The following is a 19370-nucleotide window of genomic DNA, read 5'->3' on the forward strand; positions in this document are numbered from 1 at the left end:
CACCATGGCGGTCGGTGGCGTGCTCTTCGACATCGATGGCGTCCTGGTGACCTCATGGCAGCCGATCGAGGGCGCAGCCGAGACGCTTCGCGTGCTGGCGGACAACCAGATCGCCCGTTCGTATCTGACCAACACCACCACGCGCACGCGTAAGCAGATCGCCCGACTGCTGACCGACGCGGGGATGGACGTGGCCGCCGACGAGGTGATCACCGCCGCCGCGCTGACCGCGGAGTATGTCCGCGGCCAGTATCCCGACGCCCGGTGCTTCCTCGTCAACAGCGGTCAGATCGCCGAGGACATGCCGGGCATCGACATCGTCTACGCAAGCGACCACGGCCAGGGCGAACCCGCGCCGGAAACCCCCGACGTGATCCTGCTCGGGGGCGCGGGCCCCGAGTACAACCACCTGACGCTGAGCCGGGTCTACGACTGGATGGCTCAGGGCATACCCGTCGTCGCCATGCACCGCAGCACGTCGTGGAACACCACGGAGGGGCTGCGCATCGACACCGGCATGTACCTGATCGGGATGGAGGAGACATCGGGGCGCAAGGCCAACGCCGTCGGTAAACCCGCACCCGCCGGTTTCCTCGCTGCCGCAACGCGTCTCGGTGTCGATCCCGACGAGATGTACATGATCGGCGACGACCTCAACAACGACGTGCTGGCCGCCCAGGTGGTCGGCATGACCGGCGTGCTCGTACGCACCGGCAAGTTCCGGCAGGACACCCTCGACCGGTGGGCCGCCGACGAGTTCGCGATGCAGCCAAGCCACGTCATCGACTCGGTGGCCGACCTGCCTGGGGTGCTGGGTCTCTGATCCACCGAGTCTGCTGACAGATCGCGATGTCGCCTCAGATGACGATCTCCCCGCAGACTCGATGAGTTTGGCGGCCGCGGACGGTCTGCACTGTCATGAACGAAGACAAGCTGAGTGTCCGCGCCACCGTCAATGCACCCGCCGGCACCGTGTTCGAGGTGCTGGCCGACCCGGCCACGCATGCAGCGATCGACGGCACCGGTTGGGTGCGCGAATCGCTCGACGGCAAGCCCGTCACCGAAGCCGGCCAGATCTTCCGGATGGGCATGCATCACGACAACCACCCGGAGGGCTACTACGAGATGGCCAACCGGGTCGAGGTGTTCGACCCGCCGCGCGTGATCGCATGGCAGCCTGGTCAGGGCCCCGACGACGCCGACCTCGATTTCGGCGGCTGGTTCTGGCGCTACGACCTGAAACCGGTCGGCGACGGCCGCACCGATGTCACGCTGACCTATGACTGGTCGGCGGTGCCGTCGCAGGTGCGCGAGCACATCTCGTTCCCGCCGTTCGAGCCGTCGCATCTCCACAACTCGCTACGCCACCTGGCCGATATCGCAGAAGCGCGTTAGGTCCGCAGCTCCCGCACGGCCTCGATGCGGGCCTTGAGCTGTTCGCTCGTCGCGGCCGCGATCGGCGGGCCGCCGCAGATGCGGCGCAGTTCCTTGTGGATCCAGCCGTGCGGCTTACCGGTCCGATGGTGGGCGACCGAGACGAGCGCGTTGAGCTGGCTGCGCAGCTCGCGCAGCTGGCCGTGTGTCGAGACCCGCGGCACCTCACCCGAAGCGGTGCGCTTGGAGATCTGGTCTTCCTGCCTGCGCCGCAACAGGTCTCGCATCGCGTCGGCGTCCAGCAGGCCGGGTATGCCGAGATAGTCGGCCTCCTCGTCGCTTCCCGCTGGTGTCGCCGTCCCGAACGATGACCCGTCGAAGATGACCTGATCCAGTTCGGCGTCGGCGCCAAGCGATTCGAACCCGGCGTCCTCGTCGGCCTCGGACTTCTCCCGCTTCGCATCGGCGAGCGCCTCATCGTCGAAACCATGCCCCTCGCGGTGCGGCTTGCCGAGGACGTGGTCGCGCTGGGCCTCCATCTCGCTGGCCAGATCCAGCAGCGCAGGCACCGACGGCAGGAAGATGCTCGCCGTCTCGCCGGGTCGCCGCGACCGCACGTAACGGCCGATCGCCTGCGCGAAGAACAGCGGTGTCGACGCGCTGGTGGCGTAGACGCCGACCGCCAGTCGCGGCACGTCGACGCCTTCGGACACCATCCGGACCGCCACCAGCCACCGGCCGGTTCCCGCGGCGTACTCCGCGATCCGCGCCGAGGAGCCGGGATCGTCGGACAGCACGAGCGTCGGTTTCTCGCCGGTCAACTCGGTGAGCACGGTGGCGTAGGCGCGCGCGGCCCTCTGGTCGGAGGCGATGACCATCGCGCCCGCGTCGGGCACACCGCCGTTGCGTTTCTGCGTCAGCCGCGTGTCGGCGGCCTGCAGCACTGCGGGGATCCACTCGCCCTTCGCGTCGAGAACCGTGCGCCAGGCCCGCGCCGTCTGCTCGGCGTTCAGCGGTTCGCCCAGCCGGGCTGCGTGTTCCTCGCCCGCGCTCGTCCGCCACCGCGCCTCGCCGGAGTAGGCGAGAAAGACCACGGGGCGGACCACGCCGTCGGCGAGCGCCTCGGCGTAGCCGTAGGTGTGGTCGGCCTGCGAGCGCATCAGGCCTTGCGATGAGCCGCTTGCGCGAAGAGCATCGGGGGAAGTGTCGGGTTCGTATCTGACGAACGGGATCGGGGAGTCGTCGCTGCGGAACGGGGTGCCGGTGAGCGCGAGGCGCCGGGTCGCGTCGCCGAATGCTTCGCGGATGGCCTCCCCCCAACTCTTGGCGTCGCCGCCGTGGTGGATCTCGTCGAACACCACGAGCGTGCGGCGGTTCTCCGTGCGCACCCGGTGCCGGGTCGGGTGGCTGGCGACCTGGGCGTAGGTGACGACGACGCCGTGGTACTCCTTCGACGTGTGCGCGGCCGAGTTGCTGAACTTCGGATCGAGTGCGATGCCCAGCCGGGCGGCGGCCATCGCCCACTGGATTTTGAGGTGTTCGGTCGGTACGACCACGGTGATCTGCTCGACGGCACCGTCGGCCAGCAGCTCGCCGGCGATGCGCAGGGCAAAGGCCGTCTTACCCGAGCCTGGCGTCGCGACGGCAAGGAAATCTCGAGGCTGGGCGGCAAGATACCGCACCAATGCCCGACGCTGCCAGCTCCGCAAAGCCTGGGTGTCGGGCGCTGCATCAACCCGCACCCAGAACTCCTCAACTGATCGGACAGCAGCCTAACGCAACGGATTACGGGTGTGCATCTCCGCAGGGACGCCGTGTCGCGGTCAGTCGACGGAGAAGTTGTCGTTCTTGATGAACCATTCGCGGCGCTCATCGTCGGTCAGGTCGCCGAGTCGGGCCAGCCCCTCGAAATAATGCTCGCGAGGTGCGCCGGGAGCAAACAGCATGAGGATCGATGTCGGCTGGTCGGATTCGTTGCGGAAGCCGTGGATGCCGCCCGGCGGAACGTAGAGGAAGTCGTTCTGTGTGCCGTCGGTCCACTCGTTGCCATCGTAGAGCTTCACCGTTCCCGAGAGCACGAAGAAGGCCTCCGACATCGCACGGTGGAAGTGCGGCCCCGGGCCGCCGCCGTTGGGCGCGATCTCGACGCGGTACAGGCCGTAGTCGCCGTCGGTGGCCTGCTGGTTGGCCAGATAGTGGTACTTGACCAGACCGAAGGATTCGTAGTCCGCAGGCTCGCTGCCGCGTCGGACCCAGGCGCTGACTTCCGGATCGTCGCGGGTGTATCGGGGCGGCGGGTAGGGCGGAACAATCAGTGACATCAACGCTCCATTGCGGTCGTAGCATCTACAGAAATGGACGAGCGTCTGCGGGCCCAGAAGCTCCTCGATGCCCAGGGTAAGGCCGCGCAGTTGTTCGACGAGATCGAGCGCAGGGGGATGATCCGCGCGGGTGTCGGTGAACGCGAACTGTCCGACGAGATCCGAGATCTGGCCGCTGAGATGTTCGGCGTCGAGCGCCATTGGCACAAGCGGATCGTGCGTGCGGGAGAGAACACGCTGCAGCCGTACCGGGAGAATCCACCCGACCGGATGATCGCCGACGACGACATCCTCTTCTGCGATTTCGGTCCGATCTTCGACCACTGGGAGGCCGACTTCGGGCGGACGTTCGTGCTCGGCGACGATCCGGTAAAGAACGCCCTGCGCGACGACCTGCCGCGGGTCTGGGCGAAGGGACGCGAGTACTTCGACTCCCATCGCGACGTCACCGGCGCCGAACTGTTCGATCACGTCGTGCAATTGAGTCGTGACGCGGGTTGGGAGTTCGGCGGGACGATCGCGGGCCATCTGGTCGGCGAGTTCCCGCATGAGCTGATTGACGGCGACCGCAGCGAGTCCTACATCGCGCCTGGGTCGAACACTCCGATGCGGGGCACGGACCGCGCGGGGCACATCTGCCACTGGATCCTCGAGGTGCATCTCACCGATCCCGAGCGAGCGTTCGGCGGCTTTCACGAAGAGTTGCTCGACCTGTCGTAGCAGGGGAGTGTAACGCCGGTCTGCTCCGATTCGCCCTCCGTTTCAAACTTCGCAAACCGGAGGGGCGAACGACGATCTGTGTGCGAGCCTCAGGCCATGGTCAACTGGAGCAAACGGTTGGTTCCCGTCATCGCCACATCCTCGCTGCTGTTGGCGTCGGGGGCGCTGGCGGAGGGAATCGGCCAAGCCGAAGAAGCGATCCTGATTCCAGGCGCCATGCCCTTCAAGGCGATCAACCCGCTCTATCCGACCGTCGCCGCCACCTACCCGAGGATCGGTGAGCACTTCCACGGCGATCTGTCTTCGCAGATCGTCGGCTACTCGCAGGATCCGCTCGTCGCGAACAGAGCCCTCGCGGAAGGCGTGACGCAAACGACCGCCGCTGTTCTCGACACCAACGGCGAAGTCGTGGTCATCGGCGAGTCGATGGGGTCCATGGTTGCCTGGCGAGTCGCGGAGGAGCTGGCGAAGAACGGTAGCCCGCGGACAGAGGACATCAGCTTCGTGTTGATCGCCTCACCGGACGTCGGCATCTCCGAGTACTTCAAGGAGGGCACCTACATCCCCATCTTGAACTACCGCATCCGTCGCGTCGCGGATTCTCCCTACGACACAACGATCGTGGTCGGTGAGTACGACGGCTGGTCTGATCCGCCCGATCGTCCGTGGAACGCGGTGTCCTCCGCCAACGCGATATTGGGCATCGCCTACGTCCACGGACCGCCGAGTTTCACTGCGGACGTCAGCGGCCTGACACCCACGGAGGACGGGAACGTCAAGACGTATCTCGTGCCGACGGAGCACCTGCCTCTGACGCAGGTGTTCCGTGATGTCGGCGTGCCAAATGCGTTGGTGGACACAGCGGACAAGGTTCTGCGTCCCGTCGTCGACGCCGGCTACGTGCGACACGACGAACCGGGGGACACCCGCCCGTATCTGTACGACGGGGAAATCCGCCGCAACGTGCAGAGTCAGCAGCAGGCCAGAGAACCGGTGCGGGCGCTCACCGGCACCGCGACCGATCTCGGTCGGCAGCGCCGTGAGCACCGCAGCGAGTTGCGCCAGGCCGTCCAGGCCGCCGGCAGAGATATCCGCGACCGCGTCGAGGCCGGCGTCGGGCAGTTGAAGAAGACGATCGCGGCGATCAGACCAGCGCGGGAACCGGGAATGTGACGCCCGTCAGGTCCTCCGACACCGCCCACAACCGCTTCTGCGCGTCGACGTCGTGCGACACCCTGGTGGAACTCACCACGACGGGATAACCCCGCTGTTCGGCGAATCCGTCGGGGCCGAAGTAATGACCGCCGATGACGCCCGGATCGGTAGCGGCCCGCAGGCTGGGAAGCGCGCCCATTTCGGGCCCCTGGAAGAGCGGTTGCAGCACGCCTTCGACGACACGCACGGCGGTCGGCAGGTTGCGTGACAGCTCCGTGCGCGAGCCGCCGGGGTGTGCGGCCGCGGCGATGGTGCGGGTGCCTTGCAGCCGGCGCTGCAGTTCGTAGGTGAACATCAGGTTGGCGAGCTTGGACTGGCCGTACGCCGCGACGCGGCCGTAATCCTTCTCCCACTGGAGGTCGTCGAAGCGGATGCCGTTGCGGGCGAACCGATGCCCGACGCTGCTGACGGTGACGACGCGGGATCCCGGCGCTGCCAAAATGTGGTCGAGGAGCAGGCCGGTGAACGCGAAGTGCCCGAGATGGTTTGTGCCGAACTGCAATTCGAAGCCGTCCTTGGTGGTCGACTTCGGCGTCATCATCACGCCTGCGTTGTTGATCAGCAGGTCGATGGTCTCGTGCGTGGCCCGCAGTTCCTCGGCGGCCCGGCGGATCGAGTCGAGCGACGTGAGGTCGAGTTCCTGGACCACGACGCTGGCGCCGGCGGCGGCGTTGCCGATGCGCGCGGCGGCGTCGTTGCCCTTGTCGGCGTTGCGCACCGCGAGCACGACGTGCGCGCCCTTTTCTGCGAGCGCCTTGGCCGTTTCATAGCCCAGCCCGGTGTTGGCGCCGGTGACGACGGCGGTACGGCCCGTCTGGTCCGGCATGTCGGTTGTGGTCCAGTTTGTCATGGCGGTCTCCTGCAATCGGCTTAAACGGGGCGGACGCTCCGTTTGGTATGACTATACGGAACGCACGCCCCGCTTATTTGTTCCCGTTCACGGTCCCGTCAGGGTGATGTGGCCGGGACCCTACAGCGGGCCGTCGACGTTCCATCCTGGGCCATATCCCTGCGACCACGCCAGTTATGTGAAGCGTACAAGTTCGAGCACCCGGCGCCCATGGGATATTAAGCGGAGCAAGTGCCCCGGTTACTCGATTTGAGGAGTGTGTTCTGACTCAGCCGGATCGGCCGTTGCGGGCGGACGCGGCACGCAACCGCGCCCGAGTGCTGGAGGTGGCCTACGAGACCTTCGCCGCCGACGGCCTTTCGGTGCCGATCGACGAGATCGCGCGTCGCGCGGGCGTCGGCGCAGGCACCGTCTACCGGCACTTCCCGACAAAGGACGACCTATACCGTGCGGTCGTCGAGAATCGCATCACCACCATCATCGACGGCGGTCGCGCGCTTCTCGACTCGGGTGATCCCGGCGATGCCCTGTTCGCCTTCCTCCGGTCGATGGTGTTGCAGTGGGGTGCCACCGACCAAGGTCTGACCGAGGCACTGGCCGGTGTCGGGATCGACATCGCCACCGCGATGCCCGAGGTGGAGGCGGGTTTCCTGCAGATGCTCGATGACCTGCTGCGGGCCGGCCAGAAGGCGGGCACCGTGCGATCCGATCTCTCCGTGCGCGATGTCAAGGCACTGCTGACCGGCGCCAGTGCGATGCAGGCCGCGTATCCCGACACCGCAGAACGGGCGACGGAAGTCTTCCTCGACGGCCTTCGCGCGCGGTGAACGACCTTGCACTCTCCCTGGTCGAGTGCTAGAAATGCAATTGGCACTCGCGACCAGTGAGTGCTAGGTCGGGACGGTGAGGCCGGGGCCGCACTCGCGGAGCACATCCCCAGCCGTCCGTCGCGGGCACTGATCCCGGCCATAGACGTGCCATCCCCAATCCGGAGGAATCACTTCGCAATGGCCAAGACAATTGCGTATGACGAAGAGGCCCGTCGCGGCCTAGAGCGGGGCCTCAACAGCCTCGCCGACGCGGTAAAGGTGACGCTGGGCCCCAAGGGCCGCAACGTCGTCCTGGAGAAGAAGTGGGGCGCCCCCACGATCACCAACGATGGTGTGTCCATCGCCAAGGAGATCGAGCTGGAGGACCCCTACGAGAAGATCGGCGCTGAGCTGGTCAAGGAAGTCGCCAAGAAGACCGACGATGTTGCAGGCGACGGCACCACCACCGCCACCGTGCTGGCCCAGGCGCTGGTGCGCGAGGGTCTGCGCAACGTCGCGGCAGGCGCCAACCCGCTCGGTCTGAAGCGCGGCATCGAGAAGGCCGTCGAGAAGATCACCGAGACGCTGCTGAAGTCGGCCAAGGAGGTCGAGACCAAGGAGCAGATCGCTGCCACCGCGGGCATCTCGGCGGGCGACCCGTCCATCGGCGAGCTGATCGCCGAGGCCATGGACAAGGTCGGCAACGAGGGCGTCATCACCGTCGAGGAGTCGAACACCTTCGGCCTCCAGCTGGAGCTCACCGAGGGCATGCGCTTCGACAAGGGCTACATCTCGGGCTACTTCGTCACCGACGCCGAGCGTCAGGAAGCGGTCCTGGAGGATCCGTACATCCTGCTGGTGTCGTCGAAGGTCTCGACCGTCAAGGACCTGCTTCCGTTGCTGGAGAAGGTCATTCAGTCGGGTAAGCCGCTGCTGATCATCGCCGAGGACGTCGAGGGCGAGGCCCTGTCGACCCTGGTCGTGAACAAGATCCGCGGCACCTTCAAGTCCGTCGCCGTCAAGGCGCCCGGCTTCGGCGACCGTCGCAAGGCGATGCTGCAGGACATGGCGATCCTCACCGGTGGCCAGGTCATCAGCGAAGAGGTCGGCCTCTCCCTGGAGACCGCAGGCGTCGAGCTGCTCGGCAAGGCGCGCAAGGTTGTCGTGACCAAGGACGAGACCACGATCATCGAGGGCGCCGGCGACGGCGATGCCATCGCGGGCCGGGTTTCGCAGATCCGCGCCGAGATCGAGAACAGCGACTCCGATTACGACCGCGAGAAGCTGCAGGAGCGCCTGGCCAAGCTGGCAGGCGGTGTTGCGGTGATCAAGGCGGGCGCCGCCACCGAGGTGGAGCTCAAGGAGCGCAAGCACCGCATCGAGGACGCCGTTCGCAACGCGAAGGCGGCCGTCGAGGAGGGCATCGTCGCCGGCGGTGGCGTGGCCCTGCTGCAGAGCGCGCCCGCGCTGGACGAGCTGAAGCTCGAGGGCGACGAGGCCACTGGCGCCAACATCGTCCGCGTGGCGCTGTCGGCTCCGCTGAAGCAGATCGCGTTCAACGGTGGGCTGGAGCCCGGCGTCGTCGCGGAGAAGGTCACCAACTCCCCGGCGGGCACCGGCCTCAACGCCGCCACCGGCGAGTACGAGGACCTGCTCAAGGCGGGCGTCGCCGACCCGGTCAAGGTGACCCGTTCGGCGCTGCAGAACGCTGCGTCCATCGCGGCGCTGTTCCTGACGACCGAAGCGGTCGTCGCAGACAAGCCGGAGAAGGCCGCCGCACCCGTCGGCGACCCGACCGGTGGTATGGGCGGAATGGACTTCTAAGTCGGTCCTTCGCTTACGAAAAGGCCCGGCCCCCACAAGGGGTCGGGCCTTTTTGTGTCTGCCAGGTTCACGCCTTCCTGTCCAGCGGCACGCAGTCGTCGTCGCAGCCGGATGCGGTCGGCACGCCCGGTGCCGCGGGGCGATGCAGCACGGCGCGGTCGGGCGACACGGTCAGCGCCTCGTCGGTGAGCTCGGCGTGACCGTCGACGATGAGCGTGTAGCCGCCAGGGCCGCGCGGCGGCCAGACGAGGGTGACAGCCGGATGCGCGGATGCGTTGCGCCGCGTGCTGTTGCCGACGGCCCCGACATCGAAGACGCCGTCAGCGAGGACAGGGTCGACGGCGACGGTGTGGGCGCGATAGTCGTCGCCGACCGTGATCAGGTAGGCGAACGCGAAATCGGCCACCGCCCCGGCAAGTTGATCGAGGTCCACCTTGACGCTCATGGACTGAGCGTAACCCCCGCCGAGCGCTCACTCTTGTACGGTTTCGGCGCTCAATTCTGTACGTGGATGAGCGCTCGGGCCGTCAGGGTTTCTCGCGCCGGGCCCCAAGTCCGGCCGGATGACCGGCAAAGTCGTCGTGAGTCGCGACAGCTAGGTTCGAGCCATGCCTCTACCAACCCCATCGCCGACCTCCACTGCCGTCGTCACCGGTGCCTCGTCGGGTATCGGCGCCGACATCGCGCGCGAACTCGCCGCCCGCGGCCACGGCGTCACACTGGTGGCCCGCCGGGAGGACAAACTCCGCGAACTCGCAGAAGAACTCGGAAAGACGGTGCGTGTCGAGGCGATCGCCGGTGACGTCGCCGACCCCGACGCCCGCGCGGGCCTTTTCGACGCCGTCGCCGACCGCGGTCTGACACTCGACATCCTCGTGAACAACGCGGGCATCGGCACGATCGGCTCAGTCACCAGGACCCCGGTCGCCGATGAGATCGCCCAGGTGCGCGTCAACGTCGAGGCCGTCATCGACCTGACCACCCGCGCCGTTCAGCAGATGGTGCCGCGCGGTCGCGGCGCGATCCTCAACGTCGGGTCGACGGCGGGCTATCACCCGTTTCCGGGGCAGGCCGGCTACGCGGCCACCAAGGCGTTCGTGAAGACCTACACCGACGGCGTCCGCGGCGAACTCGCGGGCACCGGCGTGACCGTCGCCATGCTCGCGCCCGGCCCGGTTCGCACCGAGTTCCTGCAAGCCGCGGGCATGGACGAGGACAAGTTCGCCGAGGCGTTCCCGAAGTTCTTGTGGATGTCCTCGCGCGAAGTCGCCCGCATCGGCGTCGAAGCGCTGGAGAAGGACCGCGGCATGGTGATCGCGGGCCTGCGTAATGTGGTGAGTACCCGCTTCATGCAGGCACTTCCACGGCCGATCCTGCTCAAGACGCTGGCCAGGCAGCACCCAGGGCTGCGCCGCGACCGCCGCTCATTCGGCTGAGAGGGGCCAGCGCCGCATCCAGCCCTCGACGGGCAACGCCAGTCCGTTACACAGCGTGCAGATGGTGCGATACCAGCCGACCGCGATCAGCAGTTCCATCCGCTGCTCGTCGTCAAGGTTCCCGCCGAGCGCGCGCCACGTCGCCTCCGTCCACGACCCGGTGTGTTCGATTTCGTCGACCGCATCGATCAGCACACGCTCGGCCGACGACCAGTCGGCGTCCGCACCGGTCACCAGCGCGTCGCACTCGTCGTCGCTGACGCCGGCGATCGGACCCCAGAACGCCGCCTGTCCACCCCACTCGTATGCGCATCGCAGCAGCGCGCAGATCCGCAGGATCGCGATCGTCCGCACACGGGCGGGAAGCCGGGCCTCGGTGTACAGCGCCGCGCCCAGCTTGCGCAGCCGCGCAGCCAGCGCCGGATGCCGTTGCACGCACCGCACCAGCAGCAGCGGTTCATAAGTGCGGTCCGGATGGCCCCAGCTGTTGATCTCGGCCGCATCCGCCTCGCTCCACGGCGGAGCAAGAGGGGCGACGCGCGTCACGGCGTCGCGGGCGCGGCCTGACGACCGCGGACCAGCTTGCCCGGGCGGGCGTCGGTCGGCACGCCGTTGCGGGCGATGATCTCGCCCGACACGATCGTCGCGACGTAGCCCTCCGCGGTCTGGTCGAGCCTGCGGCCGCCCGCCGGCAGGTCGTAGCGGACCGTCGGCCTGTGCAGGCGAAGCGCGGCGGGATCGACGACGTTGACGTCGGCCTTGTATCCGACGGCGATGCGGCCGCGGTCGGCCAGCCCGCCGACCCGTGCGGGCACCGACGTCAGCTGGCGAACCGCCTCGGCCACGGTCAGCCTGCCCGTCGCGCGGTCGCGCACCCAGTGCGTGAGCATGTAGGTGGGAAAGCTTGCGTCGCAGATCATTCCGTAATGCGCACCGCCGTCGCCGAGGCCGAGCACCACGTCCTCGCGACGGACCAGCTCGGCCACGGTGTCCAGCGAAGCGTCGCGGAAGTTGGCCAGCGTGACGAGCAGCATCGCGTGGCCGTCGTCGTCGAGCAGCTGGTCATAGGCCTCCTCCAACGGGCTGACGCCGCGGGCCTTCGCCCTGGCGGCGATGCTGTCTGACGGGTCCGGTTCGTAGTTCGGCGGGTCGCCGAGCGGGAAGATCCAGTCGAACGCCTGCACCGCGAACATCAGCGGGTGACCGTCAGACGCCGGCTTGTCGTTCAGAATGCGTTCCCGCACTTCGGGTTTACGCATCTCGGCCACCCGCTCGGCCAACGGAAGCCCCGCGATCTCGCGGTAGCTGGGATACATCACGAACGGGTTCCCCGACAGTTCGAGCCCGATGACCAATCCGATCGGTCGTGGGAAGATCTGCGCGGTGATATCGCCGCCGTCCGCATTGAACTTCTCCACCAACCGCAGCGCATCCAGATGCAACGGGGGACCCGCGTTCCCGATCGCCAAGGTGAAGGTCACCGGCAGTCCCACCTCGGTCGCCGCCTCGAACACTGTTTGCAGCGCCTGCTCGTAGTCCGTGGCGAGCAGGTCGGGAACGAACTGGATCAGGCCGCCGCCTGCATCGTCGACTCCTGCGACGATGGCCTCGATCTCGGTCTGCGCGGCGTCGTAACTCGGTATCGGCTGGCCGCTCTCGGTCTTGTGGATCGTCAGCCGCGACGACGCAAAGCCGAGCGCCCCAACCTCGATCGCCTCGGCTGCCAACTTGCGCATCAGCGAAAGATCCTCTGCCGTAGCGGTTTCGCGCTCCACACCGCGCCGGCCCATCACATAGACCCGCAGCGGGGAGTGGGGCAGAAACGCAGCCACGTCGATGTCACGCTCGCGCGCATCGAGCGCATCCATGAACTCCGGGAACGTCTCCCAGTTCCATGGCAACCCATCGACCATCACGACGCCGGGGATGTCCTCGACGCCGGCCATCACGTCGACCAGAACCTCGTGGTCCTCTGCGCGGCATGGGGCGAAACCCACGCCGCAGTTGCCCATCACGGCGGTCGTCACACCGTGGGCCGACGACGGCGACATCCGGTCGCTCCAGATGGCTTGCCCGTCGTAGTGGGTGTGCAGATCGACGAAACCCGGGGTGACCAGAAGCCCGGTCGCGTCGATCTCCCGCGCGCCCTCGCCATCGACGGATCCGACGGCGGTCCTGTCTGCGCGGTTCACCGCGGTGCTGTCTGCGCGGTTCACCGCGGCGATCACGCCGTTGGAGATCGCGACATCGCCGACGAACGGCTCGCCGCCCAGGCCGTCGACGATCGTGCCGTTGCGGATGATCAGGTCCATGGCCAAGAATCTACGTCCGCGTCGCCGCGCCATGCCAGGATGGGGCCGTGATCGACCACCTGGGCATCAACTGTGCGGACTGGGAGAAATCGAAGACCTTCTACGACGAGGTCCTCGGCGTGCTGGGCTACACCCGGCAACTGGACTACCACGTGGCCATCGGATACGGCAGGGACGGCAAACCCGACTTCTGGATCGCCGACATGAGTGCCGGCGAGGCGGGCGGCCCTAACCGCGAGGTGCACGTCGCCTTCCACGCCACGGATCACGACGCCGTGCACGCATTCCACGACGCCGCAATCCGGTTGGGCGCCGAATCCCTGCATGAACCTCGGTATTGGCCGGAGTATCACCCGGGCTACTACGGGGCCTTCGTGCGCGATCCCGATGGCAACAACGTGGAGGCCGTCTTCCACGGTTCGCCGCCGCAGCAGTGACGCTCGGCGTTAGCGTTCTCCAGATGAACATCGGCACGGGCACGCCGTTCTCGTGGGATGCGGTCGGTACGTCGAACAACTATCACTGCTTTCTCAACTTCCCGTCGGTCCCCGAAGGCAAGCTGTTGGTGATTCACCATGTCGGTGCGCTGGTCCGGCCGAAGGTGAACACCACGGTGGTGGAGGTTGCCGAACTGGTCACCAGCACCCCGACCGACACCTCCGTCGGCGTGCGGTTCCACTTCGGCATGAGCCGGACCGGATTGGCGGGCACCGCAATTCCCTACGACAGCTGGACCATGAGTCAGCCTGTGCTGGCGTACGTCGTCACCGGTCAGCTCGCGCGCATGACGATCAACATGCGCAATCCCGGCGAGATCCTGTTCTGTCAGGCATCGCTGTCCGGAGTGATGGTCGACGCCGAGGAGCAAACAGCGGCAGCGGGGTAGCGTCGGTCCCATGGCTGACTCCGACGACCAACCGGTGCGCGAACTACTGCGCGACGCCTTCACCCGCCAGATCGAGCACGTCCACGACCTCACCGACGGCCTGACCGACGAGGTCTCGTTCTTTCGGCCGACCGCGGAAGCCAACAGCATCGCGTGGTTGATCTGGCACAGCGCGCGCCAACAGGACCTGCAACTCTGCCACCTCGCAGGCGTCGAACAGGTGTGGACGCGCGACGGGTGGGCGGACCGGCTGGGCCTCGACCTCGGGGGAAATGACCACGGCTACGGGCACACCGCCGACGACGTCGGCAAGGTGCGGATGCCCGCGGACCTGCTGGCCGGCTACTACCACGCCGTGCACAAGGTGACGCTGGAATACATCGCGTCGGTGACCGCGCAGGAGTTGAGCCGCGTCGTCGACACCCACTGGACACCGCCGGTCACCGCGAGCGCGAGGCTGGTCAGCATCATCGACGACGCCGCGCAGCACCTCGGGCAGGCCGCCTACATCCGCGGCATCGCCCGCTGACGTGACATGCGTCGCCTGCCGCAGGGCGCTGCTGCTGTGGTCGGGGATCGCCGTCACTGCGGTATGCGTGCTGGGCTGGGCGGTCGGTAAACGCTCGACCCCGCTGGACTCCTGGTTCCATGATTTTCGGAACACGCCACTGCCCTGGCTGTTGATCTTCACCGATCCGTGGCTGCTGACGATCGCGCTGCTGTTCGGTGTCTTCATCGCCCTCTATCTCGGTCGACACAGGCTGGCCATGCTGATGGTGGCGGCCCCGCTGGTCGGGATCGCGCTCGCCCAACTGCTCAAGCGGTGGTTCGGGCGCCTATCGGGGTCATCGCTCGCCTACCCGAGCGGCCACACAACCGCGGCCGTCGTGGTGATGGGCATGCTGGTACTGCTCGCGGGCGCTGCGTGGTGGGCCGTGGTGGTCGCGTCGGTCGTGAGCGTGCTCGGCGCCATCGGCCAGGGCGTCACGTACCACTACATCACCGACAGCGTCGGTGCGTTGCTGCTTGGCAGCGCGGTGGTGTGCATCGCCGCCGTGGTGACCGAACTTGACACGCGTCAACCCGGCTGCGACGCAGATCACACCGCTGGTTAAGCTGGGGGCATGACCGCGACGCCAGAAGTTGACACGTCCTCGTCGGCGACCACCATCCGCAACCCCGCGACCGGCGACGTGGCGGGGCAGGTGCGCTGGACCGATCCCGCCGATGTGCCGCGTATCGCGGCGGGATTGCGCGAGGCGCAGAAGGCATGGGAAGCGCGCGGCGCCAAGGGCCGCGCCAAAGTGCTTGCCCGTTACACCGTTTGGCTCGGCGAGCATCGCGACGAGATCGAGGCGTTGCTGATCAAGGAAACCGGCAAGTCGGCCGTCGACGCGGCACAGGAGGTGCCGCTGCTGATCATGATCTTGTCGTACTACATCAAGACGATGGAAAAGGCGCTCGCGCCGGAGTCACGCCCCGCGTCGCTGCCGTTCCTGTCGATCAAGAAGGTCACCGTGCATTACCGGCCGCGCCCGGTCGTCGGCATCATCGCGCCATGGAACTACCCGGTGGCCAACGCCCTGATGGACGCCATCGGCGCCCTGGCCGCGGGCTGCTCGGTGCTGCTCAAACCGTCCGAGCGGACGCCGCTGACCGCGGAGGTGCTGCTGCGCGGCTGGCACGACTCGGGTGCCCCCGAGGTGCTTGCGCTCGCGCAGGGCGCGCGCGAGGTGTCCGAGGCCGTCATCGACAACGCCGACTTCGTCCAGTTCACCGGGTCGTGTGCGACCGGAGCGAAGGTGATGGAACGCGCCGCGCGAACGCTCACCCCGGTGAGCCTCGAGCTCGGCGGTAAGGATCCGATGATCGTGCTCGAGGACGCCGACATCGAGCTCGCCGCGCACGCCGCGGTGTGGGGCGCGATGTTCAACGCAGGCCAGACGTGCGTCTCGGTCGAGCGGGTCTACGTGCTGGATTCCGTGTACGACCAATTCGTTGACGCCGTCGTGCGCGCTGTCGAGAAGCTGAAGGTCGGCGCGGGTGCGGGCTACGACGTCGGCTCGATGATCGACGAGAGCCAGGTGGCCGTGACCGAACGCCACGTCAGCGAGGCGGTGGCCGCAGGCGCGAGGGCGCTGACCGGCGGCGAGCGCCCCGCGGGAACGGGCAGCTTCTACCCGCCAACGGTGCTCGTCGACGTCGATCACACGATGACGTGCATGACCGAGGAGACCTTCGGCCCGACGCTGCCGATCATGAAGGTCTCGACGGTGGGCGAGGCGGTCCGGCTCGCCAACGATAGCCCCTACGGCCTGTCGGCATCGGTCTTCTCCTCCGACATCGAACGCGCCAAAGAGGTTGCCGTCCAGCTCGATTGCGGCGCTGTCAACATCAACGACGTGATCTCCAACCTGATGTGCACCACCGCCCCGATGGGCGGCTGGAAGACGTCGGGGATGGGCGCGCGGTTCGGCGGCGCAGAGGGGCTGCGCAAGTACTGCAGGCAGGAGGCCGTCGTCGCGCCTCGCATCAGTGTCGGGGCGGGCGGCAACTACTACAACAACTCGCACAGGGCCCTGACGCGGATGAACAAGCTGATGACCAAGCTCGCCCTGATCCGGCCCAAGCGCACCGCGAAGTAGCCGCCGCCGGTTCACCCGACACGTACTGAGTAAGTTCGTCTACGACAACAGGGATCACGAGGCGGTCGGTCGGCCGGATCCCCTGAGCGTGGGGCGCGCACTGGCCGACTGACGCGCCCGCGTCCCGTTCGGCGTAGGAGGGCAGCGTGCGGTTTCTTGCGGCGCTGCTGTGCTGGCTCACGGCAACGGTGCTGCTCGCGGTCGCCGTTCCCGCGTCATGGGCGGCGTACACCGTGGTGAGTGAGGACGGGTACGCCGCGCTCGCGGCCGACGCCGCCGAGGAGCCCGAACTGCAGGAGGCGATGGCCTCGGAGCTGTCGACGCAGATCACCGCGCTGGCCGCCGACAGCGGGTATCAGCTCAACAACTCCGAACTGGTTCGCGGCGTCACCTCCGCCTACACCGCCAATTCCGGATTCCCCGGGCAGTTCGCGCAGGCCAACCGGATCGCCCACCGGTGGATGTTCACCGACTCGGTTCAGCACGACCAGAGCAACGGCGATCGATGGCTCGTCGACATCGCGCCGATGCTCTCCGACGACTCGCTGCGGCAGACGCTGGGCAACCTCAACCTCGATGTTCCGGAGACGCTGACGGTGCCGATCACAGTGCCCGAGTCGTCGTCGTTGCGCCCCGGTCAGCTGAAGACGCTGTCGAGGTGGGGCCCGTGGGTCAGCATCGGCGCCTGCGTGCTCACGGCCATCTTCGCCCTGCTGACACTGGCGCTGGCCCGCTCTCGTGGCAAAGCGCTTGCCGCTCTGGGTGTTTCGGCCCTCATCGTCGGCGCGGCAGGGTGGGCGGGGCTGGAGGTCGGCAGGCGCTACATCGACGACGCGCTGAACAACACGACCGGCGACATCCGCACGGTGGCCGACGTCATGGTCGACACCGCCGAGGCCGACCTGCACCATTGGCTGAACCTGACGCTGGCGGCCGGCGGCCTGCTGGCCGTGTTCGGCATCCTCGTCTCCGTGCTCGGCGTGCTGCGAAGAAGCGAATAGCGATTTCGGCGCGATTTCCGTCGCGCAGCGATGGTTTTCGCGCCCAAATCGCCAAGGCATAGAGTCCGTTCATGCCATTCGTCACGGACATCGCGGGCCCGCAGCTGCCCGTTCAGGCGTGGCCGTCGCTGACCGCGGGCGTACTGCGCCGCACCAGCACCATCGACACCCATCCGGCCGGAACCGGTAGCTCCAACCGCACCGGAGGAGGACAGAGGGCAATCGTCGACCTGCGGGCCTGCGACGTCGTCGGCCTGGAGGAAGGCGGGGCCCACGTGCTCGGCGAGGTCCGGGTGCGTGCGCATCTCGGCGAGCGCGTCATCGACGAGATCGCCGCAGACCCGCACGACGCACGGCTGGCCCGACTACTCGGCAGCCGCGTCGGGCCGGGATTCCGCTCGGCGGTGACCAAGCTGCTGCCCGACGAGATTGCGCGGGCCGGGCTGCTCAACCTCCTGCTCGACGACTGGGTCGGCGCGGCGCTCGTCTCCGGCTATTCGACGCAGCACGAAGCGATCACGCTCGGTATCGAGGAGAAGCTGCCCGCAGGCACCGCCGACCACATGGCAGACATCTGCGCGGGCTTCGCCGAGGATGCCTCGCTCGTTCCCTATGCCAAACGCAACGGCACCATCCCGTCGGTGCACGGGCCGGTCGCCCCGCCGTTGGATCTCGCAGGCATCCACACCGTCGAACCGCTGCGCCCGCACGGTATGCGGCGGTTCCGCAGGCTCGACCTGCGGCCTGAAAACGATTTCGACGCCCACTTCCGCGACTCGCACGTCGACGGTGACGGCGTCGAGACGATCGTGCACGAGTACACGGTCGAGGGCTCGGTCGACACCGAGACGAGAACGATCGCCTCCGTCGTGGCGACTGTCCGGGTGCTGCCGTGGCAGGAATGCCCGGGCGCCATCGGCAGCGCGGCGCGGACACAGGGCATGAGGCTGTCGCAGATGCGAGACCGCGTTCGTGCAGATTTCGTCGGCACCAGCACCTGCACGCACCTCAACGACACACTGCGCGCGCTCGCCGATCTCGATGCGCTGCTTGACCTCCGGGCCGCGCGTTAGGGCTCGATGACGTGTGTCGGGTCGGGCCGCCGCTCCTGCGGCGCCTGGCTGTAATCGGCCCACGGACCGTCGCGCTGCTCGACGGCGCTTCGCACGCTCTCAGTGGCGGTGTCGACGAAATTCTTCGCCTCGGGAGTGTTGCGCATCAGCCCGTCGAGAACGGCGCCGAGTGTCTGCGTCGACGCCAGGCCCATGTTCTCGTAGGCTTGGTTGACGATCAGCTTCTGTGCCTGCAACTGCGACAACGGGATTCGGCTCAGCATCGCGGCCACTTCGGCGACACGCGCCTCGAGCCGTTCGAACGGCACCGACTCGTTGACCAGCTCCACGTCGGCGGCCTCGCGGCCGGTGAGGGGTTCGCCGGTCAGCGAATGCCACTTCACCTTCGCGAAGCTCATCCGGTACAGCCACATCCCGCTCAGGTAGGCGCCCCACATCCGCGAGTACGGTGTGCCGATGACGGCGTCGTCGCTGGCGATCACGATGTCGGCGGCCAGCGCGTAGTCGCTTCCGCCGCCGACGCACCAGCCGTGCACCTGGGCGATGACAGGCTTGGACGATCGCCAGATCGCCAGGAACTTCTGGTGCGGGCTGGTGGCGCGCGCGGTCGTGAACGCGAAATCCTTTCCCGGATCCCATGTCCCGCCGGTGTTCATCGACTCGTCCCAGTGCGCGAAGCCGCCGCCGAAGTTGTAGCCCGCACAGAACGCACGGCCCGCCCCGCGCAGCACGATGACCTTGATCGCCGGATCGCGTTCGGCGAGGCCGACCGCCGCCTCCACCTCATCGGGCCTCGGCGGGACGATGGTGTTCAAGTCGTCCGGCCGATTGAGGGTGATGGTCGCGACGGGCGCTTCCGTCGTGTACAGGAGGGTCTCGAAGCTGGGCATGCCTGCTCCTATCG

Annotated in this window: 21 protein-coding genes; 14 read left to right on the forward strand and 7 right to left on the reverse strand. The window is 67.4% G+C overall.

Annotation, left to right across the window (positions count from 1 at the left end; translation table 11 throughout):
- Positions 1–4 precede the first annotated feature (4 nt).
- Positions 5–823 (forward strand): HAD-IIA family hydrolase, encoded by an 819-nt coding sequence (locus C6A82_RS02515; RefSeq protein ID WP_105342141.1) that lies wholly within the window; start codon positions 5–7, stop codon positions 821–823.
- A gap of 95 nt (positions 824–918) precedes the next feature.
- Positions 919–1395 carry an SRPBCC family protein gene (locus C6A82_RS02520; protein ID WP_105342139.1) on the forward strand — a complete coding sequence of 159 codons (477 nt, stop codon included), beginning with the start codon at positions 919–921 and terminating at the stop codon, positions 1393–1395.
- Here C6A82_RS02520 and C6A82_RS02525 read toward each other — a convergent pair.
- A complete protein-coding gene (locus C6A82_RS02525; RefSeq protein ID WP_311101634.1) occupies positions 1392–3116 on the reverse strand; it encodes a DEAD/DEAH box helicase in 1725 nt (574 codons plus the stop codon). The two genes, C6A82_RS02520 and C6A82_RS02525, sit on opposite strands and share 4 nt — an antisense overlap.
- 81 nt (positions 3117–3197) lie before the next feature.
- Positions 3198–3695 (reverse strand): cupin domain-containing protein, encoded by a 498-nt coding sequence (locus tag C6A82_RS02530; protein WP_105346254.1) that lies wholly within the window; start codon positions 3693–3695, stop codon positions 3198–3200.
- Positions 3696–3728: 33 nt separating this feature from the next.
- Between C6A82_RS02530 and C6A82_RS02535 the strand changes: the two genes are divergently transcribed.
- Together C6A82_RS02535 and C6A82_RS02540 are read left to right on the forward strand one after the other, a co-directional pair.
- Positions 3729–4415 (forward strand): M24 family metallopeptidase, encoded by a 687-nt coding sequence (locus C6A82_RS02535; protein WP_105346255.1) that lies wholly within the window; start codon positions 3729–3731, stop codon positions 4413–4415.
- A 96-nt stretch (positions 4416–4511) separates the two neighbouring features.
- Entirely contained in the window at positions 4512–5588 is a 1077-nt protein-coding gene (locus tag C6A82_RS02540; RefSeq protein WP_105346257.1) for a PE-PPE domain-containing protein, read from the forward strand.
- On the opposite strand, the gene C6A82_RS02545 is transcribed toward C6A82_RS02540, so the two are convergent.
- The gene (locus C6A82_RS02545) at positions 5560–6480 is read right to left on the reverse strand and encodes an SDR family NAD(P)-dependent oxidoreductase (RefSeq protein WP_105346259.1); all 921 of its coding nucleotides are present in this window, start codon (positions 6478–6480) and stop codon (positions 5560–5562) included. The genes C6A82_RS02540 and C6A82_RS02545 overlap by 29 nt on opposite strands.
- A gap of 263 nt (positions 6481–6743) precedes the next feature.
- Here C6A82_RS02545 and C6A82_RS02550 point away from each other — a divergent pair, with 263 nt between their 5' ends.
- Both C6A82_RS02550 and groL read left to right on the forward strand, forming a co-directional pair.
- Entirely contained in the window at positions 6744–7307 is a 564-nt protein-coding gene (locus tag C6A82_RS02550; protein ID WP_105346261.1) for a TetR/AcrR family transcriptional regulator, read from the forward strand.
- Positions 7308–7487: 180 nt separating this feature from the next.
- On the forward strand, positions 7488–9113 hold the full coding sequence (groL, locus tag C6A82_RS02555) for a chaperonin GroEL (protein WP_105346263.1): 1626 nt from the start codon (positions 7488–7490) through the stop codon (positions 9111–9113).
- A 67-nt stretch (positions 9114–9180) separates the two neighbouring features.
- Here groL and C6A82_RS02560 read toward each other — a convergent pair whose 3' ends face one another.
- Positions 9181–9558, reverse strand: a complete 378-nt coding sequence (locus C6A82_RS02560; RefSeq protein WP_105346264.1) for a hypothetical protein — start codon at positions 9556–9558, stop codon at positions 9181–9183.
- Between the two features lie 163 nt (positions 9559–9721).
- Here C6A82_RS02560 and C6A82_RS02565 point away from each other — a divergent pair, with 163 nt between their 5' ends.
- Positions 9722–10549 (forward strand): SDR family oxidoreductase, encoded by an 828-nt coding sequence (locus C6A82_RS02565; protein ID WP_105346265.1) that lies wholly within the window; start codon positions 9722–9724, stop codon positions 10547–10549.
- Here C6A82_RS02565 and C6A82_RS02570 read toward each other — a convergent pair.
- Positions 10538–11095 carry a carboxymuconolactone decarboxylase family protein gene (locus C6A82_RS02570; protein ID WP_105346266.1) on the reverse strand — a complete coding sequence of 186 codons (558 nt, stop codon included), beginning with the start codon at positions 11093–11095 and terminating at the stop codon, positions 10538–10540. The genes C6A82_RS02565 and C6A82_RS02570 overlap by 12 nt on opposite strands.
- Positions 11092–12867 carry an amidohydrolase family protein gene (locus C6A82_RS02575; protein ID WP_105346290.1) on the reverse strand — a complete coding sequence of 592 codons (1776 nt, stop codon included), beginning with the start codon at positions 12865–12867 and terminating at the stop codon, positions 11092–11094. Before C6A82_RS02575 ends, C6A82_RS02570 begins: the two co-directional genes overlap by 4 nt.
- A 41-nt stretch (positions 12868–12908) precedes the next feature.
- On the opposite strand from C6A82_RS02575, the gene C6A82_RS02580 reads away from it, so the two are divergent.
- The 7 genes from C6A82_RS02580 to C6A82_RS02615 all read left to right on the forward strand — a co-directional run bounded on the left by C6A82_RS02580 (position 12909) and on the right by C6A82_RS02615 (position 18466).
- Positions 12909–13298 carry a VOC family protein gene (locus C6A82_RS02580; RefSeq protein ID WP_105346268.1) on the forward strand — a complete coding sequence of 130 codons (390 nt, stop codon included), beginning with the start codon at positions 12909–12911 and terminating at the stop codon, positions 13296–13298.
- A 23-nt stretch (positions 13299–13321) separates the two neighbouring features.
- On the forward strand, positions 13322–13747 hold the full coding sequence (locus C6A82_RS02585; protein WP_142405985.1) for a hypothetical protein: 426 nt from the start codon (positions 13322–13324) through the stop codon (positions 13745–13747).
- Positions 13748–13757: 10 nt separating this feature from the next.
- Positions 13758–14276 carry a mycothiol transferase gene (locus C6A82_RS02590; RefSeq protein WP_105346272.1) on the forward strand — a complete coding sequence of 173 codons (519 nt, stop codon included), beginning with the start codon at positions 13758–13760 and terminating at the stop codon, positions 14274–14276.
- A gap of 1 nt (position 14277) precedes the next feature.
- On the forward strand, positions 14278–14862 hold the full coding sequence (locus C6A82_RS02595) for a phosphoesterase PA-phosphatase (protein ID WP_233216991.1): 585 nt from the start codon (positions 14278–14280) through the stop codon (positions 14860–14862).
- A 9-nt stretch (positions 14863–14871) separates the two neighbouring features.
- Positions 14872–16392, forward strand: a complete 1521-nt coding sequence (locus tag C6A82_RS02600) for an aldehyde dehydrogenase family protein (RefSeq protein WP_105346274.1) — start codon at positions 14872–14874, stop codon at positions 16390–16392.
- Between the two features lie 146 nt (positions 16393–16538).
- Positions 16539–17393, forward strand: coding sequence for a hypothetical protein (locus C6A82_RS02610; protein WP_105346276.1), 855 nt, complete (start codon positions 16539–16541; stop codon positions 17391–17393).
- A 71-nt stretch (positions 17394–17464) separates the two neighbouring features.
- Entirely contained in the window at positions 17465–18466 is a 1002-nt protein-coding gene (locus tag C6A82_RS02615) for a DUF2889 domain-containing protein (RefSeq protein WP_105346278.1), read from the forward strand.
- On the opposite strand, the gene C6A82_RS02620 is transcribed toward C6A82_RS02615, so the two are convergent.
- On the reverse strand, positions 18463–19356 hold the full coding sequence (locus C6A82_RS02620; RefSeq protein WP_105346279.1) for a crotonase/enoyl-CoA hydratase family protein: 894 nt from the start codon (positions 19354–19356) through the stop codon (positions 18463–18465). The genes C6A82_RS02615 and C6A82_RS02620 overlap by 4 nt on opposite strands.
- Positions 19357–19370: the final 14 nt, after the last annotated feature.

The sequence above is a fragment of the Mycobacterium sp. ITM-2016-00318 genome, from assembly GCF_002968285.2.
Taxonomy (GTDB): Bacteria; Actinomycetota; Actinomycetes; order Mycobacteriales; family Mycobacteriaceae; genus Mycobacterium.